A 15,374-nucleotide genomic window follows, 5' to 3' on the forward strand; every position below is an offset into this window, starting at 1 on the left:
GGCGCTGTCCGGCCAGCGGTTGAGGGCCGCCGCCGTCAGCTGTCCCGGCCCTGCCGGGCGTGCTCGACCACCTCCAGGACGGCGGCGGCGACGGCCTGCGGGTGGTCGGCGTGGACGTGGTGGCCGGCGCCGCGCACCACGATGTGCGACCCCTTGGCCGCGCCGGCGACGACGTGTGACTGGAGGACGGTCCAGCGGGCGCGCATCGCCCCCGGCAGGCCGTCGGTCGCGCTCAGCACCGTCACCGGCACGTCGGGCAGCCGCGCGGCCGCGCGCCGCCGCCGGAGCTCGGAGACCGCGAGGACCGTCAGCCGGTTCTCGTCGAGGACGGTCCGCCGCTGGTGGCGATGCGCCTCGACGGCCGCCTCGGCCCTCGCGACGGCTCCCCCGGCACGGCGTGCGGCGGGCGTCATGGCCGCCCGGAGCAGCCCCACCCGCAACAGGACGGCCTCGGCCGCGCGGATGGCCGGTGGCTGGAACTCCTCGTGCGCCGGATCCACCAGGACCAGGCCGGCCACCAGTTCCGGGTGCCGCCAGGCGAGGAGTTGGGCCAGCTGGCCGCCCCAGCTGTGCCCGACCAGGATGGCCGGGCCGGCGCCGAGGTGCTCCACCAGGGCAGCCAGGTCCCCGGTCGGGGACTCCAGCGAAGGACCGGAGACGCGAGCGGGGTCACTGGCACCGAGCCCGGCCCGGTCGTACGCCACGACCCGGCTGTGCGCGGCCAGTTCGGACAGCACCGGCGCCCAGGTCAGCGACGAGGTGCCGCAGCCCGCGAGCAGGACCACCGGCGGGCCGCCGCGCCCCGCCTCCACCCAGCGCAATGCCCGCCCGTCACGGTCGAGTTCGCCCTGCCGGACCCCGCCGGGGACGCTCTCGGCCAGCGCCTGCGCGATGGCGTCCTGCACATCCCGCATGGCCCGCGTGCCCCGTACTACCTGTACGCCCCCCATGCCCCGTGCGCCCTGCGTGTCCCGCGTGCCCCACGGTTCCTGCGCGTTCTGCCTGTTCTCCGTCTTCTGCACGTTCGGTTCCCCCCTGGATCCGTCCGCCCGGTCCCGGCCTGTGGTACCGGGTGACGCGGGTTCGTTGCTCACCACTGCCACGAGTCCCGGGTGCCTCCCCGACGCCCGGCGGGTCGGCCCCCGGCCGGGCCCGGACTCGCTGTCAGGCACCAGACCATGACGGCCCGGCTCCACGCAAACCCGAACACCTCGCGTCCGTTGTGTGACCGGAGGACGAAGAGGAGGCGCTGTGGCGTGAGGCCGTCACCGGCCCGCGCCCGCACGGCCCAGGCCGGGGCGGCGTCGCTGGCCGCCCCGGCCCTCCGGCGGCTCAGGCCGACAGGGTCCGCTTGAACAGGTCGAGCAGCGCCTCCCAGTGGCGCGCGTCGGCGACGGCGTCGTAGCGGGTGGTGTCGGCCTGGGTGTAGCCGTGCGGGGCACCCTGGTAGACCTCCTCCCGGTGGCGGACACCGGCGGCGGCGAGGGCCCCGGCGAGCCGTTCGATCTGCTCGGCGGGCATGGACGGATCCTCGTCGGCGTGGCCGAAGTACACCTCGGCGGTGATCCGGGAGGCGCCCAGGTGCGGACTGTCCGGCGCCTCGGTGGCGAGGCTGCCGCCGTGGAAACCGGCCATGGCCGCGATCCGGTCGGGGTGGCTGGCGGCCGTCCGCAGGGCGAGCACCGCGCCGCGGCAGTAGCCGGTGAGGCCGACCGGGCCGTCCTCGACGAGCGGGGAATCGGCGAGCCAGCGCAGGTAGGCGTCCGCGTCGCGGGCGGTCACCTCGGGGGTGAGGGTGGCGAGCAGCGGGCCGATCTGCTTGAAGATCGCCGGGTCCTTCTCCAGGTCGATCAGCGGCGGCAGTTCGACGACCGGCGCGCGGCCGTTCCGGTAGTAGGCGTTGGGGACCAGCACGGCGTACCCGGCCCGGGCGAGCCGGTCGGCCATGTCCTTCAGCTGGGGTCGGAGCCCGAAGGCATCCATATAGAGGATGACGCCGGGGTGGGCCCGCCCGTCGTCGGGACGGGCGAGGTAGGCATCGGCGGTGCCGTCCGCCGTCGGGATGTCCACGGTGGTTCCGCGCACGGTCATGGTGAGGGGTCTCCTTCGGTTCGCGCGGCAGGGTAGCGGGTGGACGCCGCCACCGGCGCGGCGCCCTCGGGGAACACGGGTGCTGCCGACCGGCGTTGGGCGTACATGGGTGTGATCGTAGACGTGGCGTGCGTGGCGGCGGCGGTGATCGGGCTGATGCTCCTGATCGCGTGGCAGATCCGGGGCGAGTCGTCGGGGCGTTGGCGGCGCGGCGGCGGGAGCACCGGGGTTGGCCTGGGCGGCGGGCTGGAGGAGTTGCAGGCGCTGTTCAGCCCGGGCAAGCGGGTGCAGGTCGAACAACGGCGGGAACAGCTGACGCTGCGGGACGACGCCCAGGTCGGAGCGCCGCCGCACTTCGGCGTGGACCTGGACCGGGGCGTGGCGGTGCTGCGCGGCAGGGACGGGGCGGGCGGCGAGACCGAACGGGGTCGGACAGGCGGTCAGGCTCCCCAGCCACGGGAGCAGAGCACCAGCCGGTAGCCGTCCGGGTCGGATATCGTCACGCCGAACTCCTCCCAGTAGGGGTTGTGGGCCCGGACCGGGGTGCCGCCGGCGGCCTCCAGCCGGGCGACCAGGGCGTCGTCCACCGGCGCACCGAGGTAGACGACGAACAGGTCGTCGACCGTCGGGGTGGGCTCCAGCGGGTTCTCCGGGTCGTGGGTGAGTTCGAAGTGCCAGGCTCCGCCGGGCGGACCGACCATCAGCAGGTCGTGCTCGCCGGACACCCGCTCGGTGGTGCGCCACAGCACGTCGAGGCCGAGGCCGCCGACGTAGAAGCGCTCGGCCGCCGCGAGGTCGCGCGAGGGCCGGGCGATGCGAACCCGCGTCGTCGAATCGATCATGGCCGCGACCCTAGCCGATACCACTGACAACGAACCGTCCCCGACGGTTCCCCCACACAATCCCGTCCGCGGATCCCCGACGGCGATCCGCGGACGGACCCCTCAGAACCGGCGCAGCCGTTCCTCGTCGCCGGTGCGCGGGCAGGTCAGGCAGGCGGCGGCCTCGGGCTTGACCGCGTAGTAGAGGCAGCAGCCGAGCCGGGTACGGGTGTGGTGGCCGCGCCCGTCGGGGGTGTGCAGGCGGCGGAAGTCGGCGGCGCCGGGCAGCGGGAGGGTGCCGCCGGGCAGCACCGCCCCGGCGGCGACGACGGCGGCGTCCTCCTCGCCGAGCATCCGGCCGAGGTACCAGACGGCGGAGGCGAGGTCGTCCGTCACCATGCCCCAGAGCGCGCGGTCGCGGCGCCGGCTGGGGGCGGCGAAGGCAGCGAGCACCGGCTCCACGTGGGCGACCACGGCGGCCCGCAGTTCGGCGCGGAGTTCGTCGTCGCCGGGGAGGGTGACGTGGCCGCGCGGGCGCAGCGCGAGGTCCCCGGTGGGGGCGTGCAGCCAGAGGTCGGCGGGGTCGACGAGGGGTACTTTCCGGGCGAGGTGCCAGGGGCCCGCGATGAGCAGGCACGCGGACCAGACGTAGTGGTGCAGCAGCCTGGAGGCGGTGACGTGCGGGCGGGGGGCGCGGCCGTGTTCGGCGGCGATGCGCTCCTCCTCGCCGGCCAGAACGGCGGCCAGGGCCCGTTCGTCGGCGGCGAGTTCGGCCCCCGAGTACCAGCCGTCGGCGGCACGGGGGTCGGGTTCGTCGGCGCCGAGCAGGCGCAGCTCCAGCACCGGGCAGAGTTCGCGCAGGCGCCGGTAGTCGCCGGGCAGGGTGGACGTCGGCGCGACGGGCAGGGGTGTTCCGGGGATCATCGGCGCTCCGTGGATCGACTCCGCATGATCGAATAAGGTGAGGCTCACCTTACAATGCCCCAGGGAGTGCACCACCCGGGGCCGGGCTGGGCGGCGCGACACCCGCGACACCTGGGCGGGGTGACGCCGCGGCGAACGGCCCGACATCGGACCAGGCGACCCGAGATTGACGAACTTAGGCAAACCTAACCTAAGATGTCGACTCGTGTTGAGAACCGACCCGCCGGCCACCACGGCCCCGGCGACGCCTCGATCGTCTGCGGTCCAGCGGCCCCTGCTGCTGGTCGCCGGTGTGGGCGCGCTCGTGCTGTGTGCCGCGCTGAGCCTCGCGCTCGGCTCCCGATCCATCCCGCTGTCCACCGTGGCCGACGCGCTCACCGGGGCCGCCCACGGCGGCGACGCCGATGTGGTGACGGGCCTTCGCCTGCCGCGAACGGTGATCGGACTGGCCGTCGGGGCCGCGCTCGGCGTCGCCGGGGCGGTCGCCCAGGGCGTCACCCGCAACCCGCTCGCCTCCCCGGTCACCCTCGGCGTCAACGCCGGCGCGAGTCTCGCCGTGGTCGCCGCGATCTACGCGCTGGACCTCACCCGGCCCGTCGAGTACGTCTGGTTCGCCTTCGCCGGGGCGGCCGTCGCCGCGGTCGCCGCGTACGCGATGTCCCGGCGCGGCGGCGACCTCGACCCGGTCCGGCTCGCGCTCGGCGGCACCGTGCTCACCGTGGTGCTCACCTCCTGGACCTCCGCGCTGATGCTGGCCAGTCACCGCACCCTGGACGAGGCTCGGTTCTGGTTGGCCGGCTCGATCGGCGGGCGGCAGTTGGACACCCTCACCCCCGTGCTGCCGTTCCTGGTGCTCGGCCTGCTGGGCGCGTTCGCGATCTCGCCCGCCCTCAACGCGCTGGCCCTCGGCGACGAGACCGCCCAGTCGCTCGGCGTGCCGGTGGCCCGGATCCGACTGGCCGGAGGGCTGGCCGTCGTCCTGCTCGCGGGCAGTGCGGTGGCCGTCGCCGGGCCGGTGGCGTTCATCGGACTGGCCGCGCCGCACCTGGTCCGCCCGCTGCTCGGCAACGACCACCGCTGGCTGCTGCCGGGCTGCCTGATCGCCGGTCCGCTGCTGCTGCTCGCCGCCGACGTGCTCGGACGGCTCGTGGTGCGCCCCTCCGAGATCGAGGTCGGCATCGTGACCGCCTTCCTCGGCGCGCCGCTTCTCGCCGTACTGGCCCGGAAGGTGGCCCGGTGACCGCGCTCGCCGTACCCGTCGGCACGCTCGCCCGCCGCCGGGCCCGCACCGCCGTGTGGTCGGCGCTGGCCGCCGTCGTCCTGGTGGTGCTGACGGGCGTCGCGCTCGGCACCGGACAGGTGAGCCTGTCCGGATGGGACGCGCTGCGCGCCCTGGTCGGGCAGGGCGAACCCGGAAACGTCCTGGTGGTGCAGCAGTTCCGGGCGCCCAGGGTGGTGTCGGCGCTGATCGCCGGGGCCGGGCTGGCGATGGCCGGCTCGATGCTCCAGCGGCTCTTCCGCAACCCGCTGGCCTCCCCCGACACCATCGGTGTCACCGGCGGCGCGTCCTTCGGCGCGGTGCTGATGCTCGCCACCGGCGCCTCCCAGCAGCTGATCCCGCTGGCCGCGCTCGGCGGCGGACTGCTGGCGGCGCTGCTGCTCGGCGGCCTCGCCTGGCGGTCGAAGATGGCCGTCACCCGGCTGGTGCTGGTCGGCCTGGCGGTGCAGCAGGGCCTCGCCGCCGCCGTGAACCTGATGATCGTACGGTTCCCGGCCGAGCTGGCCTCCTCCGCGATGCAGTGGACCACCGGCTCGCTCTACGGCCGCAACTGGACCGAGGTGTGGATCGGCGGCACCGCCATCGCGCTGACCGCCCTGGCCGTGCTGCTCTGCCAGCGGCGGATCGCGGTCCTCGACCTCGGCGACGACTCGGCCGGCGGCCTCGGCCTCAACCCCGGCCGGGACCGGCTCTGGCTGCTGCTGCTCGGCATCACCCTCGCCTCGCTGGCCGCCGCCCTCACCGGCCCGGTCGCGTTCGTCGCGCTCGCCGTACCGCACCTGGTCCGGCTGCTCGCCGGGCCGCCCACCCTCGGCACGCTCGGACTCACCGCGCTCACCGGCGCCGTCCTGCTGCTGTCCGCCGACCTCCTCGTGCTCCACGTGATCCCCGTCCACGGCCTGCCGGTCGGTGCCGTCACCGCCACGCTCGGCGCGCCCTGGCTCCTGGCGCTGATGATCCGCCAGGGCCGGCCTCCCCAGAGGAGCAACTGATGACGCCCACGACGACCGTCGAGTCCGTCACCACCACCGCCAACCGGCTCGCCGCGCACGGCCTCGACCTGCGCTACGGCGACCGCACGATCGTCGACGGGCTCGACCTCGAACTGCCCGGCGGCGCCGTCACCGCCATCGTCGGGCCCAACGCCTGCGGCAAGTCGACCCTGCTGCGCGGACTGGTCCGGCTGCTCGACCCCGCCGCCGGCACCGTCACCCTGGACGGCTCCGACATCCACCGGATGTCCGCCCGGGCCCTCGCCAAGCGGATGGGCCTGCTGCCGCAGCAGCCCGTCACCCCCGAGGCGATCACCGTCGAGGCACTGGTACGGCTCGGCCGGTACCCGCACCAGCGGATGCTCAGCCCGTGGTCCAAGACCGACCAGGCCGCCGTCGAGGACGCCCTCGCCCGGACCGGCACCGCCGAACTGCGCGAGCAGCAGGTCGACCGGCTCTCCGGCGGGCAGCGCCAACGCGCCTGGATCGCGCTCGCACTCGCCCAGGACACCGAGCTGCTGCTGCTCGACGAGCCGACCACCTTCCTCGACCTGCGCCACCAGCTCGACGTCCTCGACCTGGTCGCCGACCTGCACGCCGAGGCCGGACGCACCGTCGTCATGGTGCTGCACGACCTCGGGCAGGCCGCCCGGTACGCCGACCACCTGGTGGTGCTCAAGGACGGGCGGCTCGCCGCCGCCGGACCGCCCGCCGAGGTCCTCACCGCCGACCTGGTCGAGACCGTGTTCCAGGTGCCGTGCCGGGTGGTGCCCGACCCGGAGACCGGCACGCCGCTGGTCGTCCCCCGGGCGCGGACCCGGCCGCGCGCCGCCGACCGCTGACCACTGACCACTGACCACTGCCCCCGTTCGTCACCCCCGACGCTCCTCACCCTCGACGCTCCGCAACCCGACGCCCGCTCGACCCGATCCAAGGACCCCCATGAACCGCCGCCTCCCCGTCGCCGTCCTCGCCGTCGCCCTGTCCACCACGCTGCTCGCCGCCTGCGGCAGCGACGGCGGGACCAAGCAGAGCGGGGACGCCTCCTCCGCGAGCGCCGGCGCGTCCGCCGGCTTCCCGCGCACCGTCACCCACGCCGCCGGAACCGCCCAGATCAAGGCCCAGCCCAAGCGCGTCGTGGTGCTGGACAGCGGCGAGCTGGACGACGTCACGCTGCTCGGCATCACGCCGGTCGGCGCGGTGTCGCCGCACATGAAGACCGAGGGCGGGTTCCCGAACTACCTCAAGGACAAGATCAAGGACACCAAGGACGTCGGCCCGATGAACGAGCCGAACCTGGAACTGATCGCCTCCCTGAAGCCCGACCTGATCCTCTCCTCCAAGGTCCGCCACGCCAAGGTCTACGACCAGCTGAACGCGATCGCGCCGACCGTGCTCGCCGAGACCACCGGGTTCCCGTGGAAGGAGAACCTCGCCCTCTACGCGCAGGCGCTCGGCAAGGAGGACGAGGCCAAGAAGGCGCTCGCCGACTACGAGGCGCGGGCCGCCAAGCTCGGTGAGGAGATCAAGGCGAAGAACGGCGGCACCATGCCGACCGCCTCGGTGGTCCGCTTCGTGGCCGGACCGACCCGCCTCTACGCCAAGGCCTCCTACAGCGGCGTGGTGCTCAAGGACGTCGGCCTGGCCCGCCCGGCCGCCCAGGACGTCGACAAGAACATCGTCGAGGTGAGCGCCGAGCAGATCAACCAGGCCGACGCCGACCTGGTGTTCGTCACCACCGCCGACGACCCGTCCAAGACCAAGGAGAGCGAGGTCCAGCAGACCCCGGTCTGGCAGGGCCTGAACGCCGTCAAGAACAGCAAGGTCTTCAACGTCCCGGACGAGACCTGGATGTCCGGCATCGGCGTCCAGGCCGCCGACGCCATGCTCGGCGACATCGCCAAGGCCGCGGGCGTGGACGCGCCCAAGTAACCGCCGACGGACGACGGCGGGCGGAGGCGGCTGCCGCTGTGGCCGCCACCGCCACCGCCCGCCGTCACTCCCGTCCGCCACCACCCTCAAGGACCACCACCCCATGCGGCTCTACCTGCTCGCCCTCAACCCCACCGACTCGGTCACCGCCGGCTTCCTGCCCGCCGCCGCCCGGCTCGGGCTCGACGTCACCGTCCTGACCGACCACGCCGAACCCCACCAGAAGGCCTACGCCGACCTCCCGTTCACCGCACCCGCGGTGCTGGAGTGCGACGTCCGGGACTTCCGCGCCGTGATCAGCCTGGTCTCCCGCCACCACGCGCCCGACGCGGTGTTCAGCAACAGCGACCACCTGCAGACCCAGACCGCCCTGGCCGCCGAGTACTTCGGCCTCCCCGCCAAGGACTGGAAGGCCGCACTGCGGGCCAAGGACAAGGGCCAGCTGCGCCGCCACCTCGCCCTGACCGGCCAGGACGCCGTCTGGTCCGCCGAGTTGGCCCCCGGGCAGGAACCGGCCGAGCTGGAGCCGCCGTTCCCGTGCGTGGTCAAACCTCGTGAGGGAGTGGCCAGCGAGGACGTCACACTGGTCGCCGACGCCGCCGAACTCGCCCTCCGCTGCCGGGAGATCCAGCACCGCCGGGCCGGCGCGACGCTGGTCGTCGAGGAGTTCCTGGACGGCCGGCTGTGCACCCTGGAGACGCTCGGCGACGGCCGCCGCCGGCACGTCCTCGGCGGCTTCCGCACGCAGCTCTCCCCGCCGCCGGACTTCATCGAGGAGGTGCTGGAGTTCATCCCCGCGCACCCCGGCGAGGTGGTCGCGCAGGTGCTCGCCCAACTCGACGCGCTCGGGATCGGACTCGGCGCCTGCCACACCGAGTTCGTCGTGCAGCCCGACGGCCGCGCCCGGATCATCGAGGTCAACTACCGTGCCATCGGCGACCAGTGCGACCTGATGCTCGCCGAGATCCTCGGCGTCCCGCTCTTCGAGCACATCCTCGCCGCCCACCTCGGCCGGGAACTCCCCGCGGACCTCGGCGCGCAGTGCGCCGCGACCCCGCGCCGGGCCCGCAACGAGGTGGTCTGCGCCGACCGCGCCGGCCTCCTCACCGCCGCCCCCGGGCCGTACGACGAGGAGCGCGACGGCATCCGGCTCGCCTACCGCCCGCTGCGCCCGCTCGGCGAGCGGCACGAGCACTACCGCACCAACCGCGACTACCTGGGCGTGATGTGGGCCATCGGCGCCGACCAGGAAGCCGTGGACGCCGCCGTCGCCCGGTTCCGCGCCGCCAACCGCTGGGAGATCACCCCGTGACCGCCGACGAGCAGCTCACCCTGCGGGTGCTCTCCGCCCTGCTGCGCGAGGACGTCCTCGGCCTGCGCACCCGCGGCGCCGTGGAGGACCGCGCGGACGGCGCCTGGTTCACCGTCGCGGACGCCGAACTCGCCCTGCCCGTCGCCGTCGAGGGGTTCCAGTGCGAGTACGCCGCCCGGCTGCCCCTACTGGAGCTGGCCGGGCGCCGGCTCACCGGCCTGGACGTCATCGTGGCAGCCCTGGCCGGCCTGGCCGAGGCCGAGGACCGGCCCGGCTGGGACGCTTTCGCCGAGGAGTGCCGCCAGACCCTCGCGACCATGGAACTGCACGAGCGCGCGCGGCCCGAGGTGCACACCCGGCTCACCGACCTGTACGGCGAGGACCCGGCCGACTGGACCGGTCTGGCCGCCGCCCTCGGCCACGACACCCTGGCCGCCTACCTCGACCACCCCGTCTACCCGACCGCGCGCGGCCGATCCGGCCTCACCGAACACCAGCTGAGCTCCTACGCACCGGAGTTCCACCCCGCGTTCGAGCTGCGCTGGCTGGCCGTCCCGACCGACGCCCTCACCACCCACGGCCGGCGCCCGCTCCCGAGCTGGTGGCCCACTCCGGCCTGGCTGGGCCTTGCGGACGCCTGCCCCGGCGACGGCTGGACCACCCTGCCGGTCCACCCCCTCACCGTCGGCGCCCCGCTGGACGAGGCACTGGAGGCGGTCGGCCTGGCCGACCGCGCGGTGCTCGCCGAACGGCCCTACCTGACCGTCGTGCCGACGCTCTCCATGCGCACCGTCGCCGTCGCCGACGACCCCGCCTGCCACCTCAAACTCCCGCTCGCCACCGCCACGCTGGGCCGGCTCAACCGCCGCACCATCAAGCCCGGCACACTGCTCGACGGCGCCGCCGGCCAGCGCCTGATCGAGGCCGTGCTGGCCCGCGAGCCGCGCTTCGCCGGCCGCGTCCTGCACGCCGACGAGCAGACCTGGGCGCACGCCGGTCACGAACTGCTGGCCGTCCTGCTGCGCCGCTACCCCGCCGGGCTGGAGCGGGCCGTCACCGTCCCGCTGGCCGCCCTGCTGGCCCCCGCGCCCGGGGGCCGCCTGGTGCTCGACCACCTCGCCGACCGCTTCCACGACGGCGACCAACTCGCCTTCTACGACTCCCTGCTGGAACTGCTGCTGGACTGGCAGACCACGCTGTTCGACTACGGCATAGCACTGGAGTCGCACCAGCAGAACACCTCCCTGGTGCTCGACGGCGACGGACTGCGCCTGCTCTACAAGGACGACGACGGCCCGCGCGTGCACACCGCCCGGATGACCGCCCGCCTCGGCGAACTCGCCCCGACCCGGGCCGACTTCGACGACGCCCGGATCTTCGGCGACGACGACCGGGCGCTCACCGACCTGTTCACCACCATCACCGGCCACCTGTGCACCGGCGCGCTCGCGTTCGGCCTCGCCGAGCACCGTCGCGCCGAACTCACCGACGTGCTCACACTGTTGCGAAAGCGCCTGGCCGAAGCGGTGGACCGGATCGGACCGGCCGGTGAGCCGCTGCGGACGGACCTGCTGGAGGCCGAACGCCTGCCGGTCAAGGCCATGGTCAGCGCCGGGACCCTGCTCAGCAAGCAGCGCTCGGGCGCCGCCGACATCAACAAGCACTACACCAGCGGCCCCAACTACCTGCTGGCGAACGGGATCACCCGGTGAGTGTGGAGACCGTTTCGCAGCGGTCCGGCCACGGGACCGACCACTCCGGCGGACTCGGCCGCCGCCAGGTGCACGCCGTCGCCGCCTGCTACTTCGTCGCCTCCTTCGCCGCGCTGGGCCTGCCGCCGTACCTGACCGCGATCCTGCCCACGCTCGGCGATCCGCAGGCCCGGTGGGCCGGCGTGCTCTACATCGTCCCGACGGTCTTCAGCGCGCTCGGCGCACCGCTGTGGGGCCGGCTCGCCGACCGCTTCGGCCGCAAGCGGCTGCTGCTGCGCGCCCAACTCGGGCTCACCGTCTCCTTCCTGCTGGCCGGGGCCGCCGACAGCCTGCCCGCGTTCACCCTCGCGCTGGTCCTTCAGGGCTTCCTCGGCGGCACCTTCGCCGCCACCAACGGCTACCTCGCCGCCGCCCTCGACGGACCGCGGCTGTCCCGCGCACTCACCCTGATGCAAGGCAGCGCCCGGGCGGCCCTGGTGGCCGCACCGATCCTGGTCGGCGCGCTGTCCCCGTGGATCGACCCGCACCGCCAGTACCTGGTGATGGCCGTCCTCCCGCTCGCCGCCGCGCTGCTGCTGTCCCTGCTGCCCGAGCCGGACCGTCCGGCGGCCACCCCCGCGTCGGAGGGCCGCGCCGAGCGGGCACCCGCCGCCCCGCTCCTCCCGCTCTACGTCTTCGAGTTCGTCTTCGTCTTCGCCACCGTCATCTCCTTCCCCTATCTCATCTCGCTCGCCGAGCAACGGCTTCCCGGCGTCTCCGGCACCACCACCGGCGTGCTGTTCGCCCTGCCGCACCTGTGCTACCTGGTGTTCGCCGCACGCGTCCACACGCTGTTCCACGCCCGCCCGCACACCGGCATCGCACTCGGCTTCGGCCTCGTCGCGCTCGGCCTGGCCGGGCACGCCGTCGCGTACTCGCTCCCGGTCTTCGTCGCCGTCCGGCTGCTGCTCGGCGCCGGGCTCACGCTCGGCCTGGTCTGCCTCGCCGTGCTCGCCGCCGGAGCGGCCCAAGGGCGCGCGCCCGGGCGGATGTTCGGCACGCTCGAACTCGTCTCCAAGGGCGGCGCCGTCGCCGCCGGCGCCGTCGCAGCGCTGGCCAACGGGCAGTTCGGCGCCGCCGCGCCCGTGGTGGCCGGCACCGCCGCCGCCCTGCTGGCCGCCGTCGCGGCCACCGCATTCTCCCTCCCGTCCCTCCGCCAGCGCTGGAGTCGCCGATGACCCCCGAGCCGATCGCCCCCAAGTCGATCACCCACGAGCCGATCAGCCACGAACTGCCCACCGCCGACGACGCGGTGGCCCACACCCTGCTGAACTGCCTGCTGCGCGAGGTCTCCGCCCCCGAGCACCAGACCGCCGTGGCCGACGGCCGCCTGCTGCTGCGCCTGCCCCGGCGCGGCGCCCTGCTGCGGATCGCCCTGCGCCGCACCTCGCTGCTCGGCGCGCACCGCTTCACCGGCCCGGTCGAGATCGAACGAGGCGGCATCTGGGCGGAGTTGAACTGGCGAGAGCTGGCGGAACACGTGCAGGACGAACTGGAGCTGCGCACCGGCACGGTGAACGAGGAGTTCCTCGGCCAGGTCACCTCCAGCCACGACGGCCTCCGGCAGAGCCTGGCCGACCGCCCGGTCTCCGGACCGGATCGCTACCTGGAGTCCGAGCAGGCCCTGCTGTTCGGCCACCGCTTCCACCCGGCGCCCAAGTCCCGCTCCGCCGCTCGGGGGGACTGGCGCGGGTACGCCCCGGAGTCCCGTGCGGCGTTCCCGCTGCGCCACCTCGCCGTCCGCACCGAACTGCTCACCGAGCAGTCCCTGGACGAGAGCGCGAGCGCCCTGCTGGACGGCCTCGGCGACGTCCCGGACGGATACCGCCTGCTGCCCGCCCACCCCTGGCAGTATCAACTCATCGGCGATCACCCGCTGTTGCGCGACGCCCTGGACCGCGGGGAGGTCCTCGACCTCGGGCCGCGCGGCGAGGAGTTCGCAGCCACCGCCTCGGTGCGCACCCTCCACGGCGCGGACGCCTTCCTCAAGTTCAGCCTCAACGTGCGCATCACCAACTGCCTGCGCAAGAACGCCGCTTACGAGCTCACCGGCGCCGTCGAACTCACCCGGCTGCTCGCCCCCGCCCTCGCCGACCTCGCCCGGCGCTTCCCCGACGCGGCGATGCTGCGCGAGCCCGCGTTCCGCACCCTCGCCCTGCCCGGCGCCGACGGCCGACCCGACCAGGCGCTGTACGAGGGCTTCGGCCTGATCGTCCGCGAGGGCTTCGGCGGCGTGCTGCGGCCCGGCGTCACCCCGCTGCTGGCCGCCGCCGTCGCCGACGAGCACCCGACCAGCTCCGCCCACATCTCCCGCCTGCTGGACGGGAGTTCGGACGCCTTCCGGGCCCTGGACTGGTGGCGGGCCTATCTGGGGCTACTCATCCCGCCCGTGCTCGCCGCCTACTTCGACCACGGCGTGGTGCTGGAGCCGCACCTGCAGAACGTGCTCATCGGCGTCGACGCCACCGGGCGCCCCACCCAGGTGCTCTTCCGCGACCTGGAGGGCACCAAGCTCGTCCCCGAGCACAACGCCGACATCCTGGCCGCCCTCCCGCCCGAGGTCGCCGGGCCGATGACGTACGACGCCGAACGCGGCTGGGACCGGGTGGTCTACTGCCTGCTGGTCAACCACGTCGCCGAACTGCTGGCCGCCCTCGCCGACCGCCACCCCGAGCTGGAGGGCGCCCTGTGGCAGGCGGTCCGGGACACCCTGGAGCGGTACGCGGCAGGCCACGGCCGCCCGCCCCGGCTGCGGGCGCTGCTCGCGGGCGTGCCGCTGCCGGCCAAGGCCAACCTGCTCACCCGCTGGGAGCGCAAGGCCGACCGACAGGCCGGCTACGTCCGCCTGCCCTCGCCGCTCGCCGGATCCGTCCTCGCCCAGGCCGCCCGCACCGCTACCCCCCTCTCCCTCGGGAGCGCCGCCCGATGACCGAGATCGTCCGCCGGCACGTCGCCGCCCTCGCGCCCGACGCCCTGCCCGCCTACGTCTACGACCTGGCGGCGCTGCGCGCGCACGCCGCCGCCGTCCGGGCCGCGCTGCCCGCGCGGGTCGAGCTGTACTACGCCGCCAAGGCCAATCCGGAGGCGCCGCTGCTGGCCGCGCTGCGCGACGCGGTCGACGGCTACGAGGTCTCCAGCGGAGGTGAGTTGGCGCACGTGCGGGCGGCCGTTCCGGACGCGCCGCTGGCCTTCGGCGGCCCTGGCAAGACGCCCGCCGAGATCGCCGCCGCCGTGGACGCCGGGGTGCACCGCTGGCACATCGAGAGCGAGCAGGAACTGCACCGGCTCGACGCCGTCCTCGCGGACCGGCCGGGCACGGTGGTCGACGTGCTGCTACGGGTCAACCTGCCGGTCGCCACCGGTGCGCTCGACGCGGTGGCACTCGCGATGGGTGGGCGACCGACGCCCTTCGGGCTCGACCCGGACCGCGCCGAGGAGTGCGTGCGCCAGCTCACCGGCGACGGCACCGGCGACGGCACCGGCCCGCTCGGACGGCGGCTGCGTCTGCGCGGCGTGCACGCCCATCTGGCCAGCGGGCTCGCGGCGGCTGAGCAACTGGCCGTCGCCGAGCAGATCGTGGCCTGGTCGGCCGCGCTGGCCGAGCGGCACGGCTTCCCGCTGGCGGAGGTCAACGTCGGCGGCGGAATGGCCGTGGACTACGACGACCCGGCGAACCACTTCGACTGGACGGCCTTCGGCGAAGGGCTGGCCAAGCTGCTGGACGCCCACCCCGGTCTGACCCTGCGGATCGAACCCGGCCGGGCCCTGACCGCCCACTGCGGCTGGTACGCGACCGAGGTGCTGGACGTGAAGCAGAGCCACGGCGAGGACTTCGCGGTGGTCCGTGGCGGCACCCACCACCTGCGCACCCCCGCCACCCGGGGGCACTCCCAGCCTTTCGAGGTGCTCCCGGTCGACGCCTGGCCGCACCCGTGGCCGCGCCCCGCCGTCGCCACCGGCCGCGCCACCCTGGCCGGCCAGCTCTGCACCCCGAAGGACGTCCTCGCCCGGGCCGCCGCCGACGCCGACGGCCTGCGGGCAGCCGACCGGGTGCTGTTCGCGATGGCGGGCGCGTACGCCTGGAACATCTCGCACCACGAGTTCCTGATGCACCCGCGCCCGGGGTTCCACTACCTGGGCGACTGAAGGCACCCCCGGGACGGCGGGCAGCAGGTAACAGCTGACAGATAACAGATAACAGATTTCGAAATCTGTTATCTGTTATCTGTTCGCCGTTCCCTGTTCGAGCCCCGCCGCCCGCCCGTCCGCGCG

The 15,374-nt window shown here is 74.4% G+C and carries 14 protein-coding genes; 10 read left to right on the top strand and 4 right to left on the bottom strand.

Translation table 11 applies throughout. The features are described from left to right. Positions 1–35: 35 nt before the first annotated feature. Both AB0P03_RS01895 and AB0P03_RS01900 read right to left on the bottom strand, forming a co-directional pair. Entirely contained in the window at positions 36–914 is an 879-nt protein-coding gene (locus AB0P03_RS01895) for an alpha/beta hydrolase (RefSeq protein WP_363579364.1), read from the bottom strand. A gap of 418 nt (positions 915–1,332) precedes the next feature. Continuing rightward, positions 1,333–2,091 carry a dienelactone hydrolase family protein gene (locus AB0P03_RS01900; RefSeq protein ID WP_363579366.1) on the bottom strand — a complete coding sequence of 253 codons (759 nt, stop codon included), beginning with the start codon at positions 2,089–2,091 and terminating at the stop codon, positions 1,333–1,335. A 105-nt stretch (positions 2,092–2,196) separates the two neighbouring features. Between AB0P03_RS01900 and AB0P03_RS01905 the strand changes: the two genes are divergently transcribed. Next, positions 2,197–2,571 carry a DUF6191 domain-containing protein gene (locus AB0P03_RS01905; RefSeq protein WP_363579368.1) on the top strand — a complete coding sequence of 125 codons (375 nt, stop codon included), beginning with the start codon at positions 2,197–2,199 and terminating at the stop codon, positions 2,569–2,571. Here the strand turns inward: AB0P03_RS01905 and AB0P03_RS01910 are convergent. Together AB0P03_RS01910 and AB0P03_RS01915 are read right to left on the bottom strand one after the other, a co-directional pair. Next, positions 2,532–2,933, bottom strand: coding sequence for a VOC family protein (locus tag AB0P03_RS01910; protein ID WP_363579370.1), 402 nt, complete (start codon positions 2,931–2,933; stop codon positions 2,532–2,534). The genes AB0P03_RS01905 and AB0P03_RS01910 overlap by 40 nt on opposite strands. Positions 2,934–3,035: 102 nt before the next feature. Beyond that, positions 3,036–3,836 carry a (2Fe-2S)-binding protein gene (locus AB0P03_RS01915; protein WP_363579372.1) on the bottom strand — a complete coding sequence of 267 codons (801 nt, stop codon included), beginning with the start codon at positions 3,834–3,836 and terminating at the stop codon, positions 3,036–3,038. A 274-nt stretch (positions 3,837–4,110) separates the two neighbouring features. On the opposite strand from AB0P03_RS01915, the gene AB0P03_RS01920 reads away from it, so the two are divergent. The 9 genes from AB0P03_RS01920 (at position 4,111) to AB0P03_RS01960 (ending at position 15,248) form a co-directional block, all read left to right on the top strand. Further along, complete coding sequence (locus tag AB0P03_RS01920) at positions 4,111–5,076, top strand: iron ABC transporter permease (RefSeq protein ID WP_363579658.1); 966 nt, start codon at positions 4,111–4,113, stop codon at positions 5,074–5,076. Between the two features lie 53 nt (positions 5,077–5,129). After that, complete coding sequence (locus AB0P03_RS01925) at positions 5,130–6,107, top strand: iron ABC transporter permease (RefSeq protein ID WP_363579659.1); 978 nt, start codon at positions 5,130–5,132, stop codon at positions 6,105–6,107. Continuing rightward, positions 6,107–6,949, top strand: a complete 843-nt coding sequence (locus AB0P03_RS01930) for an ABC transporter ATP-binding protein (protein ID WP_363627563.1) — start codon at positions 6,107–6,109, stop codon at positions 6,947–6,949. Before AB0P03_RS01925 ends, AB0P03_RS01930 begins: the two co-directional genes overlap by 1 nt. Positions 6,950–7,049: 100 nt before the next feature. After that, positions 7,050–8,039 carry an iron-siderophore ABC transporter substrate-binding protein gene (locus tag AB0P03_RS01935; protein ID WP_363627564.1) on the top strand — a complete coding sequence of 330 codons (990 nt, stop codon included), beginning with the start codon at positions 7,050–7,052 and terminating at the stop codon, positions 8,037–8,039. A 103-nt stretch (positions 8,040–8,142) separates the two neighbouring features. Next, positions 8,143–9,351 carry an ATP-grasp domain-containing protein gene (locus AB0P03_RS01940; RefSeq protein ID WP_363627565.1) on the top strand — a complete coding sequence of 403 codons (1,209 nt, stop codon included), beginning with the start codon at positions 8,143–8,145 and terminating at the stop codon, positions 9,349–9,351. Further along, complete coding sequence (locus tag AB0P03_RS01945) at positions 9,348–11,063, top strand: IucA/IucC family protein (RefSeq protein ID WP_363627566.1); 1,716 nt, start codon at positions 9,348–9,350, stop codon at positions 11,061–11,063. Before AB0P03_RS01940 ends, AB0P03_RS01945 begins: the two co-directional genes overlap by 4 nt. A 2-nt stretch (positions 11,064–11,065) precedes the next feature. After that, positions 11,066–12,280, top strand: coding sequence for an MFS transporter (locus tag AB0P03_RS01950; protein ID WP_363627637.1), 1,215 nt, complete (start codon positions 11,066–11,068; stop codon positions 12,278–12,280). Next, positions 12,277–14,031, top strand: a complete 1,755-nt coding sequence (locus AB0P03_RS01955) for an IucA/IucC family protein (RefSeq protein ID WP_363627567.1) — start codon at positions 12,277–12,279, stop codon at positions 14,029–14,031. The genes AB0P03_RS01950 and AB0P03_RS01955 overlap by 4 nt, the downstream gene beginning before the upstream one ends. Next, positions 14,028–15,248, top strand: coding sequence for a type III PLP-dependent enzyme (locus AB0P03_RS01960; RefSeq protein WP_363627568.1), 1,221 nt, complete (start codon positions 14,028–14,030; stop codon positions 15,246–15,248). Before AB0P03_RS01955 ends, AB0P03_RS01960 begins: the two co-directional genes overlap by 4 nt. The last annotated feature ends 126 nt before the right edge of the window (positions 15,249–15,374 follow it).

The sequence above is a fragment of the Kitasatospora sp. NPDC088779 genome (assembly GCF_040685395.1).
GTDB lineage: Bacteria > Actinomycetota > Actinomycetes > Streptomycetales > Streptomycetaceae > Kitasatospora.